This window comes from candidate division KSB1 bacterium (assembly GCA_034521575.1).
GTDB lineage: Bacteria > Zhuqueibacterota > Zhuqueibacteria > Residuimicrobiales > Krinioviventaceae > JAXHMJ01.
The window spans coordinates 2,270,881-2,284,220 of the sequence record JAXHMJ010000005.1; the positions used below are offsets into that span (position 1 = coordinate 2,270,881).

At 51.2% G+C, this 13,340-nt stretch carries 9 protein-coding genes; 4 read left to right on the top strand and 5 right to left on the bottom strand.

What is annotated here, in order from left to right:
- Positions 1-58: 58 nt before the first annotated feature.
- The 3 genes from U5R06_23145 to U5R06_23155 all read left to right on the top strand — a co-directional run bounded on the left by U5R06_23145 (position 59) and on the right by U5R06_23155 (position 3,712).
- Entirely contained in the window at positions 59-898 is an 840-nt protein-coding gene (locus tag U5R06_23145; protein MDZ7725638.1) for an alpha/beta hydrolase, read from the top strand.
- 15 nt (positions 899-913) lie between these two features.
- A complete protein-coding gene (locus U5R06_23150) occupies positions 914-2,650 on the top strand; it encodes a carbamoyltransferase C-terminal domain-containing protein (GenBank protein ID MDZ7725639.1) in 1,737 nt (578 codons plus the stop codon).
- Positions 2,651-2,719: 69 nt separating this feature from the next.
- Positions 2,720-3,712: a GHMP kinase gene (locus U5R06_23155; protein MDZ7725640.1), complete on the top strand. Its 993-nt coding sequence runs from the start codon at positions 2,720-2,722 to the stop codon at positions 3,710-3,712.
- 61 nt (positions 3,713-3,773) lie between these two features.
- Here the strand turns inward: U5R06_23155 and U5R06_23160 are convergent, their stop codons facing one another.
- Positions 3,774-9,080, bottom strand: a complete 5,307-nt coding sequence (locus U5R06_23160; protein MDZ7725641.1) for an Ig-like domain-containing protein — start codon at positions 9,078-9,080, stop codon at positions 3,774-3,776.
- Positions 9,081-9,742: 662 nt separating this feature from the next.
- On the opposite strand from U5R06_23160, the gene nth reads away from it, so the two are divergent.
- Positions 9,743-10,420, top strand: a complete 678-nt coding sequence (nth, locus tag U5R06_23165; GenBank protein ID MDZ7725642.1) for an endonuclease III — start codon at positions 9,743-9,745, stop codon at positions 10,418-10,420.
- Between the two features lie 456 nt (positions 10,421-10,876).
- Here nth and sfsA read toward each other — a convergent pair whose 3' ends face one another.
- From sfsA to U5R06_23185, 4 genes are all read right to left on the bottom strand, one after another.
- Positions 10,877-11,581: a DNA/RNA nuclease SfsA gene (gene sfsA / locus U5R06_23170; protein ID MDZ7725643.1), complete on the bottom strand. Its 705-nt coding sequence runs from the start codon at positions 11,579-11,581 to the stop codon at positions 10,877-10,879.
- Entirely contained in the window at positions 11,581-12,126 is a 546-nt protein-coding gene (locus U5R06_23175) for a nitroreductase family protein (protein ID MDZ7725644.1), read from the bottom strand. Before U5R06_23175 ends, sfsA begins: the two co-directional genes overlap by 1 nt.
- A gap of 179 nt (positions 12,127-12,305) precedes the next feature.
- Positions 12,306-12,557, bottom strand: a complete 252-nt coding sequence (locus U5R06_23180; GenBank protein MDZ7725645.1) for a hypothetical protein — start codon at positions 12,555-12,557, stop codon at positions 12,306-12,308.
- Between the two features lie 9 nt (positions 12,558-12,566).
- The gene (locus tag U5R06_23185) at positions 12,567-13,199 is read right to left on the bottom strand and encodes a hypothetical protein (protein MDZ7725646.1); all 633 of its coding nucleotides are present in this window, start codon (positions 13,197-13,199) and stop codon (positions 12,567-12,569) included.
- Positions 13,200-13,340: the final 141 nt, after the last annotated feature.

Consider the following 13,340-nt stretch of genomic DNA (forward strand, 5'->3'; position numbering starts at 1 on the left):
AAGATATATTATTATTGTATTTTTAGGTTTGTATTGTATTATTATAAAAGGCGATTTTATGGCATCCTGCACCCGTAAAGAAGCATTCATGAACAACTCCAGAGGTCATCATCTGCACTATCGGCAATGGGTCCCCGATACCGTCAAAGCCGGTATTTTATTTGCTCACGGCATCGGTGAACATTCCGGCCGCTATGACCAGGTCGCCCGCTATTTCTGTGAGCGCGATATCGCGTTTCACGCCCTGGATCATCAGGGACACGGACAATCGGAGGGCAAACGCGGTCATATCCCGGATTTTAAAAACTATGTTAAAGATCTGGAGGCCTTTCGCGAGCAGGTGCAGCCGATCCTTGGCAGTGCCCCGTTGTTTTTAATGGGCCATAGTATGGGGGGATTGATTGCCTTCCGTTATCTGATCGAACATCAGGAACTTATCGCGGGCGCTGTATTTTCCGCACCTTCCCTGAAAATTAAAATGCAAATCCCGGCATGGAAAAATATGATGGCTTTGGCCCTGGCGCGGGTTGTGCCTTCCTTGACGGTGAAGAACGGTATCAACGCTGATCTGTTGACTCATGATGAAATGATTGTAGACCTGTATCGAAGCGATCCGTTGGTGCATCCTTTTATCAGTCTTTCTTTATATTTTGACATGATCAACACCGGAGAGTACTGTCTGCAGCAGGCGCACCGCATTAGGCGTCCTGTCCTGTTTATGTTTGGCGGCAATGATGAGATTACCGATATGGATGCCAGCCGCAAGGCGTTCAATCAGATCAATACAACTGACAAGCAGTTTCATGTGTTAGATGGAGAATATCACGAGATTTTGAATGAGCTGAACAAAACGGATATTTTTGCCACTATTTTTAACTGGATTGAAGACCGCTTGTAATTTTTAGTGTTTTAGATGAATATTTTAGGACTAGGCGATGTTACCGGCAATCACAGTCACAGCAGTATAGCGATTGTCCGGGATGGTTCACTGCTTTTTGCATTATCGCGGGAACGTCAAAGCCGACTCAGAAATGATTCGCAATTTCCGGCTGAAAGCATTCAGGCAGGTTTAAATTATCTCGGTCTCTCCCTGTCTGATATTGATGCTGTTGTCTGTGCCTATCCGCCGCCGCGCTATTATGCGGGGCTGCTGTTTCACGGCTGGGGCGATGCAGTCCGAAGTATGGGGACATTGCTTTTGCGGGCGCCGCATCAGCTGCTGCGCTACCTGCTGCCGAATTTGAAAAAAGCTTTGTTCGATCCGCGAGGAAACCATGTTCTAAGAATGGGGATTCCGCCGTCAAAATTTCAATTTGTTGATCATCATCTTGCACATGTCACGGCTGCTTATTGCGCCAGTCCATATGACCGCGCCCTGGCCATCAGTTACGGCGGGTTTGCGCCGCATGCGGATGGAACCAACCGCGCAGGTGCGGTTTATTTGTGCGAAGGAAATTCCATACAATGGCAGCAGGACATTCCCATGTGCGCCACCGGCTGCTGGTTTTCCGGTGTTACAGTGGCTCTGGGTTATCGCTATATGCAGCAGGAAAGCAAAACCATGGGCCTGGCCGGTCTGGGAAAACCGGATGCCGCGTATAAAGCGTGTTCCGGTTTGGCGACGCGCTATGAAAACGGCCGCTGGCAGCGCTATCCCTATTGGCTCGATACACTTTTGTCTCCGCGGTCCGCTGCATTTTTGAATACCCGCACCGGCAGGCGACTGAAACGGTTGCTGCGTTCTGCTGCTCCTCAGGATCTGGCCGCCGCCGCTCAGCAAATCTGGCAGGAGAATATCACGGCGTTTGTCCGCAATCTGCTTCAGCAGCATAAAGTTCGGAATTTGGTTTTGAGCGGCGGAACCTTTCAGAATATCCAAATCAACAGCGAATTGGCGCAGCTGCCGGATATTGACGGTGTGTACCTGCACCCGCATCCCGGAGACGGTTCGACACCGATTGGTGCGGCACTGCATCTCTGGCAGCAGCATGCCGGTAAATTGCCGCGTCATTCCCTTCCGGATGCCGGTTTGGGATGCGAATTCAGTGATGCAGCTGTAAAAGATGCACTGGCGCGATATAAAGACCGGGTGCTAATCAAAAACATTGAAAATGCCAGTATTTATGGCGCCGGTCTTTTAAGTCAAAACCGCATTATCGGCTGGTTTCAGGGGCGGGAAGAGTACGGCAACCGTTCTCTGGGTCACCGGTGTATTCTGGCGTTTCCTGCCGGAGAGCATCGGCTGAGTATCAACCGCATCAAGGGGAGGGAAGACTGGATTCCTGTCGGCGTCAGTTGTCTTGCCGAACACGCTGCCTCTCTCTTTGAATCGTTTATGCCCAGCCCTTACGCGTCGTTCCGGTTCCGCTTCAATCCGCGATATCAGGACACCCATAAATTCCTGCTGCATTGCGACGGAACGATTCGGGTGCAGTCGGTGGATGAACATGCGTATCCGGAATTCCGCAGTCTTTTGCAGGTTTTTTATGAACGAACCGGACAGGCGTTAATTTTTAATTCCAGTTTGAACCGCCATGCAGAGCCTATTGTGCACACACCTGCTCAGGCTATAGATCTGCTTTTGAACACCTCCCTGGATGCGTTAATTATTGGTTCATTTTGTGTGACGGCCCGCAGGGACAATGTTTGATTTTGTGCTAAAAAATTGTATATTTGCATATTTAATGCAGGCATTTGATTATTTTATGAAAGAGTCGATATGATCATTCACACCAAAGCTTATTCCCGCGCCGGACTGGCCGGCAATCCTTCGGACGGCTATTTCGGCAAGACCCTGTCCGTAACCCTGAAAAATTATTATGCCTCTATTACCATGTACGAGACGCCGGATTTGGAGATTTTGCCGAATGAACGCGATCATTCCTATTTTCCCAATCTGGAATCTCTGGTCAATGATGTGAATTTGCAGGGATATTACGGCGGTATTCGTCTGATCAAGGCCGCAGCCAAGCGGTTTTACGACTATTGTCTGCAGCGCGGTATTCACCTGGATGACCGCAATTTTACCGTACGCTATACCACCAGTATTCCGGTTCAGGTCGGACTGGCCGGTTCCAGCGCTATTGTCACGGCCACCATCAATGCGCTGATGAGTTTTTACGGCGTCGAAATTCCCAAGCCGTTGATTCCCAATCTCATCCTGAGCGTAGAGATTGAAGAACTGGGGATTTCCGCCGGGCTGCAGGACCGGGTGACCCAGGTTTATGAAGGTCTGGTGTATATGGATTTTGATAAAGAGTTGATGGAAAAGCAGGGCTATGGTCATTATGAGAATATGAATCCCAAACTGCTTCCGCCCTTGTATCTGGCTTATCTATCGGATTTGAGTGAAATTTCCGGGATTGCGCACGGTAAACTGCGCGGCCGCTATGAAGCCGGTGAAGATAAAGTGGTCAATGCCATGCAGTATTTTGCCGAATGTGCGGAGCGAGCGCGCGATTGTCTGTTGAACAAACAGTGTGATCAGCTCGGTCAGATCATGAACGACAATTTTGACAAACGACGGGAAATCTTTCCGATCAGTGACATGAACCTGAAAATGATCGAAATCGCCCGTTCCGTCGGCGCCAGCGCCAAATTCCCCGGGTCCGGCGGCGCCATGATCGGTACGTATGAGGATGAAAACATGTTTTTAAAGCTAAAAGAAAAACTGGCAGAGATCGGGGTGGAAGTGGTAAAGCCCCAGCTGTAATTGACAGCCCGAAAGTATCCCCCGGGGCGAGAGGATACCCGGCCGGAAACGGCCGGGTTTTTTATTTCAACAGCAGCAATTTTCGGATACGGGTGTATTCATCGCACTCTATTTTATAAAAATACACGCCGGAGGGTACCCGTCCGCCGTTGTCGTTCCTGGCCTGCCAGGTCACAGTGTGACGACCGGCAGAATAGCTTGTATTGGCCAGCGTCCGCACCAATTGTCCGTTTTGGTTAAAGATCTGCAAGTTCACATGCGTGGATCGGGGCAGCTGGAATGCAATACGGGTGGTGGGATTGAACGGATTTGGAATGTTCTGTTCCAGAACAAACTGCTCCGGTGCAGCCACAGTAATCTCTGCGGGATCAAAAATTCTTTGCTCACCGGTGAACGAGACCTCTCGCAGCCAGTAAAAATACGTTCCAGGCCTATCCAGGGGATCAATCACAGAAAATTCTCTGTTTTTCAGAGGACTGTCAAAGCTCAGGGTTTTTACAGGCTGCTGAGGGCCTTCTCTGCGCTCGCTGCGCAACACGCTGAACGAACGGGGCTGGTGACCGGAGCCGATGCTCCAGCTGATGGTTACACCCGAGCCGGGGTTGTACGCCGCTTCAAACGACTCGAGTTCCACAAAAACGGGACTCACCGACAAATGCCATGCAATAAACAGAGTGTCCCGTTGATCCGTAACCCGGCAGCGTACAGTCAGAGAGTTTGGAAAGGACTGTCCCAGATACAATTCAAAAGCCGACAGGCTGCTCAGCGGATTGCCGTTCAATAACCAGGTGTATGAAATCGAATCCTGATCCGCATCCCAAACCGAGTCAATCGAGAACGCATAACGCTGTCCGTACAGGGCATCCAGTAGCGTATCCTGGGGTGTGAACGATATAATTTGCGGCCGATGATTGCTGTTTTGCGCGGTGAGACTGAACAAAGTGAGCAGGCCGTCACAACTCGCTCTGAACACATATTCACCCGGCTGCTCATTGACATGTACCCGGCATGCAACGCGTCCCAGTGAATCCGACTGCACCGGCTGTCCGGTCAGCACCCGGCCGCCGTCCACGGCTTCAAAATGTACGGCTTTGTCAGCAACCGGATTGTTGTATTTGTCCTTGACGGCAACCACGAGCGGCTCAGGGGCATCGCTCATGGTGCGCACAGTCTGGTGGTTGCCGGATAACTTGATCAGCTGGTGCGGTGCTCCGGGCAGCACTGTTACCTCAAAATAAAGGGTGGTCGACAGCAAATCCGATACGGCTGAAATGCGCACCCGGCCGGTTTGAACACCCAGGGTCACAGGAACCGAGGCAATCCCGGAGGAATCAGTTTTCACGCTGTACTGTTCCCGACCGTTCAGCAGCGCATGTCCCTGTTCCAGGGTAAAGACCACGTTTTGGTTAAACAGAGGCTGATCTCCCGAATTTAAAGCCACTTGAAGAGGTCCCACAGTGTCACCTACATGACCGCTTAATTGGCTCGGCGACAGGGTTGTAAACTGCAACGCTCCGAAGGAGAATACAACAGTGGCTCTGTCATTCAATGCCAGATTTTCAGGCAGAATATAAGCGACAATGATCCGTTCACCGGAAGTGGTTGCGGAGAGCCTGGCATGTATTTCTCCCCGGGCATCGCTCACGGAATCCTGCTGAATCAGAACAGTTTGAGAGCCGCTGGCCTGGATGTGCACGCCAACACCGGAGAGGGGCTCTCCGTGCTGATCGCGAATAGTGACGGTGATCTGTGATTGTGAGAGTCCATCTGGCACAACCGGCGATGTGGCTGTGATCGTGGACTTTTTTAGGTCCGGTTCACGCGGCGCCAGAACGTTGATAGAAAAGATAACCTTGACGGGCCCGATTGAAGCCTGAACCCGGTGTGGTCCGATCTCTTGTCCCAGGGTCAGCTTGATCTGTCCATAACCGCTGGAATCCGTACGCACGGTTTCCGTTTCCTGACCGTTAAAATGACTATCGCCTTCACGTACGGAAAATTCCACGCTGAAATCTGATATAGCATTGCCATACACATCGGCAACTTTGACCACAAGAGACTGCGGCAATTCCGTTCCGGCGGTACCGGATTGGTCATTTCCGTTGATGATCGTCAGCAGGGCGGCGTCTCCGGGCCGGGCCTGCAGTTCAAACTCCACCGGAGATCCGGCGATACTATCGCCGCGCGCTTCGACGCGCACCATGCCGGCCTGCCGCCCCATCTTTACACTTGTGCTGGCGAGACCGTTGGCATCGGTACGGGACTGTCGGGATGAGCTGCCCGAAAATTCCGCGTCTCCGTACGTAATGGAAAATGTGATCGGAAAATTCGGTACTGGCTGGCCGTATTGATCCAGAACCCGAACCACCAACGGCTGGGGAACCGGTGATGCGACACGCACCTGCTGGCTGTCGCCGGACACATAGACAAGTTGTTCGGCGATTTGCTGAGTGCTCATAAACACCACGGTTGCCGGATTCAAGCTCAGATTGGCGCCGGGAATGGCGGCGCGTACGATTTTTTCTCCTTCTGCAATACTGGTAAGAACCGCCTGAATACGTCCGTTGCTGTCGGTAATTGAATCACTGACCGTCAAGGTGCAGCCTGCTCCCTCAACGGAAAGTTCAACCTTGACGCCCGGAACCGGAACACCGCTGCTGTTTCTCAGGTTGACCGTGATTTGCGATTCTGTTTTGCCGTCTGCCAGGACCGGGGATGTGGCTTCAATACCCGAGCGGCCCGGATCAATGCCCACACCGCTGTAACTCCACACCACCGGAGAACCGGTGATATCGCTTCCGTTATTAAAAGAACGGGCGTGCAGACTATTGTCCGATGTTTTAAAAGGCCCGGCGATCCATGTTACCGATGCTTTGCCCGCGCTGTCGGTGTTTATGGTTTGACTGCTGACGCCATTGCTCAAATATCCCTGACCTTTAATGACGCTGAATTCCACCGGCTGGCCGGAGACCGGATTAGCGTATGCATCCGTGACTTTGACCTCAAACGGATCGTTAAAGGCCAGCCCCGGAGAAATTGTCTGCCCGTCTCCGCCGAGTTTAATTAGCTGATCGGGATCACCGGCTACGGCTGTGGCGCTGAAATCCACCCGGAAGCCGCTGTATACGGCTTTTAAACCCTGTTGACCCAATGCTGGGCCCATCTGCCAGTTCACCTGGGCTCTGCCTTGTCCGTCAGTGAGCACGGTCACAGACGTTTCCCCGTTCATTCGGCCGCCCCCGGATGTGACGGTAAATTCAACCTGTTCGCCGACCAGCGGCTGTCCGTTTGATTGTTGGGCGGTTACCACAATCGGGTGGGCCAGCGCTTTTCCGGCCTGCCCGGTTTGATTGTCGCCGCTGGTTTTTTCAAGAATAATCTGCGGACGCTCGGCAAAAGCGGTAAAGGTAACCGGTGAATTGCGTGCTCCGTCTACCCGCGCTTCTACTTTAATCGTGCCTTCGGCGCTGCCCAGTGTCAAAAGAGTCGAGGCATTTCCGCTGATATCGGTGAGTGCGGATGGTGTTTGCACTGTTGCGTTCCCGGACACCACGGCAAATTGTACTTGCATTCCGGTAACCGGCTCCCCGTTTTGATCTTTCAGATGAACAACAAGAGGGGCGTTCAGGGTCTGATTCAGATAACCGGACTGATTATCCCCGGATACGTACGACAGCTCATTGTACTCGGGAGCTTCAAATCCGATCTGAATGCGCTGATTGGCTGCGACGCGCGGTTCTTCGATGATACTTCCGTCTGTACGCGTGACCCGTACGTCACAAAAACTGCGCGAACCCAGTCCGAAATGCTGCAGAACACCGCTTCCGGACAAGTAGCCGTCCGCGGTTGTGACTTCCCGGTGACCCAGCAGATAAGCGGATTGTCCCATATGTCCGTCTTCATAGACGTCGATTTTGCTGCCCACACCGCCGTAATCACCGGCTGGTCCACTGGTCAGAATCTGTAGATAGTTTTCCGTGGCCGGTGTTTCATTTTCCATGTAAATATTTTCAAACAATTTGGTGGTGATGTACATATCCAGGTCGCCGTCCTGATCAAAATCATAGGGAACCGCACCACGGGCGTCCGCCATGGTCATCACCAGTCCCATATAATCAGCAGAGTCGTAATTGCCGTTGCCGTCATTCAGATCCAGAATTGAACAGGCGAGGCCGCTGTATGATGTGTTGCGCAGCCGGAAAAAATCCAAATCCGCATCATTGTCTGCATCGAACAATTGAATGGTGAATCCTTCCATGGACATGTTCATTTCCTGTGAAATGTCTGTAAAATAACCGCTGCCGTCGTTGCGAAAGGCGTACATTTTCATACTGCCTTCATAGTTCGGTTCACGGCTGTTGGCCACAAACAGATCCATATCCCCGTCATTGTCATAATCGGCAAAGGTGGCGCCTTCGCTGCGGTCGGGAACAGCAATATTACGCTGCGCTGCCTGTTCGGTAAACTGTCCGTTCTGGTTGATATACAGTTCGTTTGCTTTTCCGCGTTTGCTGATATAAATATCATAATCGCCGTCATTGTCAATGTCTGATACTGTAACACCCTGTGTTCCAATGATTTCCGGGTCTTCGACCTTGCCTTCAGCGCCGCGGTATTCGCGCTGAAAATTTCCCGTTCCGTCATTAATATACATTTCGTTTTTCATGCCCCAGTTGACCGCAAAAATATCCTGCCAGCCGTCATTGTTTATGTCAAAAACCACACATCCGCGCGTTTCGCCGTCGATGGCCTCGATGCCGCGGACAAAACTCTCTTCGGAAAAATAACCGTTGCCGTCATTGATATACAACTGATTGGGTTCCCAGGTGTTGGCATTGAACAGGTCCAGATCGCCGTCATTATCCGCATCGAAAAAGATCACGCCATGAGAAGTGCATTCATCTACCACGCCGCGTTCAAATGTTTCATCCCGGAATGTGCCATCCGGCTGTTGTATATAAAGTATGTCACGGCGGCAGCCTCCCTGGAACGCGTTGCCCACGTATATATCCGGCAAACCGTCATTGTTGACATCTCCGACTGTTATACCATGTCCACTGTACTCTTCGGCGCCCAGTCCGATCAGGTTTTTGGTATGGCTTTTGTCTGTAAAGCGGATTTCACTGTCCGTGGTATACACTTTGAGATCCGAATATTCCGGCCCCACGAGACTGCGGTACAAGGGGTCTCCGCTCAAAAATAAATATTTAAACCGCTGCTGCTGCCCTTCAAAATCATTGGACTCGATCAACTTTCCGTTTATATAAAACCTGATATCAAATATATCATATTCGACCCGAAAGGTATAGGATGTGTTTTTGTCCCATTTTTTACCCAGCAGGATATGTGGCTGAAAGCGTGTATCCACTCCATTTGAACCGGTGTCATACCGAAACGAACAGGAGCCGTCGCTACGTTTGTAAGAGGTGCCGGTGCGCAGATAAAGCCAGGAACCGCCCTTGTAAATCTTTGACTGTCATCCGGGGCTGATGTGAGCAGCGCCACGTGCTGTCTGTTCTCATCGGTTTGGTGATAAGGATCAAAATTTTTGACGGTCCACTCTACAGCGCCGGTCTGCGGCAGCCGATTCTTGAATGTGATCAAAAGTTTACTGCCGGTGTCTGATCCGTATGATGTCGATTTCCAGCCGTCTGATATAAATTGGCCGTTGATATTTTCAATGTCGACATACTCGTTGGCATTGTCGTTTGAAAGGCTGTGCTGAAAGATCAGCCGCGGGCTTTCAACAGAAAATACGCGGGACAGCAACAGTATGAAAAAAAACAGAACAAAAAAACGCAATCTTAATTTCATTAACCTGGTTTCCTTTTACTCTAAAATGAATACATGTTTTCCAGTCGAATCAATCAGGTGCCGGATAAAACAGACAACACTAATCAAATAGCGAAAAAACGTGAAATTGCGGTAGATTAAATGTGTGTTTAAACAACAATATAAACAGGTTTGCCCTTTGATTTCAAGAAAATAATTGATAATTTGGGAAAATGATTAAATAAAACGGAGCAGATATTGACAGACGATATCACGATCCGCACAAACGTGGTCAGGGCCATCGATGCATTGGAAACACAGTTCGGCGTTCCAAAATACAAAGGGCGCGGCAATCCTCTGGACAGCCTGATCAAGACGATACTTTCGCAAAGCACCAACGACCGTAACCGGGATACGGCCTATGATCGTTTGAAACAGCGGTTCCCGGCGTGGAAGGATGTGATGAATGCGCCGCGATCCGAGGTGGTTGATGCCATTCGGCCGGCTGGACTGAGCAATCAAAAAAGTGAGCGCATACAGGATGTATTGAAATGGATAGAGGGCAAGTACGGCTCTTTAAATATAGATGTGATCTGTGATCAAAATCCGGATGAGGTCATCGAGACCCTGCTGCCCCTCAAAGGTATCGGAATTAAAACGATCAGTGTGGTGCTCATGTTTACCTGCGGTGTGGATATTTTTCCGGTTGATACGCATGTGCACCGTCTTTGCCGACGCCTCGAATTTGTGCCGCCCAGGGCGTCAGCGGAAAAAACCTATTACCAGATGCAGCCGTTGGTGCCGGAGGGGCGCTCTTACTCGTTTCATATGAATTTGCTCAAACTGGGCCGTAGCATCTGCCGGGCACGCCGGCCAAGATGTGCCGAGTGTCCGCTGCAGGCGTTTTGTCCTTCAGCGTTTTCTTTTGAATCCTGAATCAGGGGCTGACCGGATTGATTTGTTCCCGTCTGCCGGCGCGCAGCAGAATATATGCAGTTTGCTCTGCAGTGAATCCCACTACTTTTGCGCAATTCGAATTGGAATAACCGGACAGACAAGGTGCCGCAGCGTGTTGTCTGGAATTGATTGAGAAAACTCCGGCGCAGTTCAGAACAAGCTTGCTTGATGTGTTCCCGGCTGGCTGTCGGCCCCATCACAAAACCGATTGCCAGTATTCCGCCGGTCAATGCTCCGCAGACGTCGTCATGACTGCTGCCGATACCGCCGCCAAAACCAGTTGCTGCATTTGGCAAACACTCCGGAAGCTCACCCCGAAACGCCCGGATAATTGCCGCTGACACAGATTCGGCGCAATTATACTCGCCCGCGAATAGCTGCTCAGCTTCCTGTACAATGCTTTCTACTGAAATTTTCATTATTCATTTTCTCTATTCAAAGTTGGGGGCGCAAATCCATCGGCAGTTCACGTTCAAGGGTGATGGCCGTGCCGGTGATTGCGGCTTCAGCAGCGATGACCTCCACACCGGCCTCGATTGCTGTGTTCAGAGTTTTTGTGTAAACCGGATCTATGAAAAAAGCGGGAGAAAAACGTTCTGCATCGTTGCGCTGTACGGTATAGACCATGACAGCGCGGTGTCCCTGTTGAACCTGACCGATCAGTTCATTCAGGTGTTTGGTGCCGCGGCTGGTCACTGCATCCGGGAAAAAAGCGGTTTTATTCTCAACCAGCGTCACGTTCTTGACCTCCACATAACACAAGCGCGGTCCTGTTTTTAACAGCAGATCAATCCGGCTGTTGAAACCGGTTTTGACTTCACTGCGTATCTGTTCATAATCCGTAAGCGAAGGAAACAAGCCTGATTCGATGGCCTCGCGCACCAACAGGTTGGCTCTGCCCGTGTTGACGCCGACCCAGGTGCTGCCGGACTGAACCAGTTCGAGCGTGTAGGGATATTTTCGCCTGGGATTGTCGCTTTTGGACAACCGCACCCGACTGCCCGGCTCGCTGCATCCTTTCATACTTCCGGTATTGGGGGTGAAAGCGGTAATCCGCTCTTTTCCGTCCAGCTCTATATCGGCAAGAAAGCGTTTATAACGACGGATCAGGGTGCCGGATGTAAGGGGCGGCAGCTGCATCATTCCACTCTGTTAAAATAGCAAATCTCATCCATACTCCGTTTTTCCCGGGGACGCGGTTGTGAATCGGCTGGATATCCCATCGCCAGAATCGCGGTCGGCCGCCAGGAACGCGGTAATTTCAGTGCTTTGGCTGCGCCTCGGGAGCTGAACCAGCCGATCCAGCAGGAACCCAGGCCCAGTTCTTCCGCCTGCAGCACCACATGTTCACCGCTGATCCCTATATCGATCAAATAATAAGAAATTCCGGTGATTTGCTTGCCGAGCCGATTGGCAATGATGTCCAGTTTGCCGCAAACAACGATCAGCACCGGGGCTTTGGCCGCCCAGCGTGTTGGACGATAGACTCCGGAAAAGGCTTTTGATACCAGTCGGGATTTGACCTCGGTGTCATCAACAACAATATAACGCCATGGCTGCACATTTTCTGCAGAGGGGGCCAGACGACCGGCGTTGATGCATTGACGCAGGATATCGCGGTCCACCGGTTGATCTGTAAAATGTCTGACTGTATGGCGCTGTTGAAGGGTCTCACGAACGGACATGTTGCCTCTTTTTCGGTAAATATGCGAATAAATGTTTAAAAAATCAATGCCGGTTTACATGTAGAATCGCAGGATCAAGAAACCGCTGATATAGAGCAGTAGCATCAAAACGCTTTCAAATCCGATATTGCCCGGACCGCGTTTCTGCCGATACAGCATACCCAGCAGAAGAATACTGTTTAACTTAACAGAATGGCGATGCCGGTCAGGAAAATTTCCCGGTGGCCAACCACAGATGCGTGAAAGAGGGAACCCCTGCTGTAAGCAATGTCAGCTGCACAAACGAAAAGTACATCGAACATGTTGCCTCCGACAATATCCCCTGCGGCCAGAGTCAAGGCGCGCCGGCGCACAGCGGCTACGGTGGTCACCAGTTCCGGAAGGTAGGTCGCGATTCCGACAAACAGACCCCCGGCAATGGTTTCGCTCAGGCCGGTTTTTTATGTGATATTTCCTGCGGTATGCGCCACCAGGGCGCCGGCGGCGGTTACCAGAATGGCGATAGCGATGAATCCCAATACCAGTTTAAGCAGGCTGGCTGATATGTTTTGGGTGTCCGGCGTGTCCTCGACCGTAAATGTGGTCATCCGCGGATTCCACATGGGTTCCTGGCTGGCGCGGTACACCAGTGCGAATCCGCCTCCTGCCGATAATATGAGCAGTGGTGTCATGGGATGCACAGAAGCTACAGATGTTTCAGGATTGGCCAGTCCGGTCAAAACCAGGGTCAGGAGAATGATTAATATAATGGTCTGAATCATATTTGCCACAGACGCGGCTGCGTGTTCCAAATTGGCCTTTGTATAAGTAATATCCGCCAGAGCGAGAAAAACCGTCTGTATGGCAATCCCGCCGATAGCGCTGCTGATGGCGAGCGCCGGATGCCCCTGCAGGGCCGCTGTGACCAGTCCCGGCAACGCTGTAACAAATCCCAGAAACACGGTCCCTGTCACCGCCTCTCCCAACCCGGTGCGGTCAGCCAGAAGGTCGGCATACATCGCCAGTTTGGCGCCAAACCAGGCAATGAGTCCGGATGCGGCGAAAAATAAAAGAATATCCAGTGTCAGTGTCATAAGGACGAGAGCTCGAACGGATTAAAAATGGTTTTACGGATGAAACAATGACCGGGAAGAATAAAGTGTGCGTCTTGAACATACAAGACGGCATGAAAAATAAACGGTGCGGGAATCCCCCCGTCATTTCTTCATGCCGTT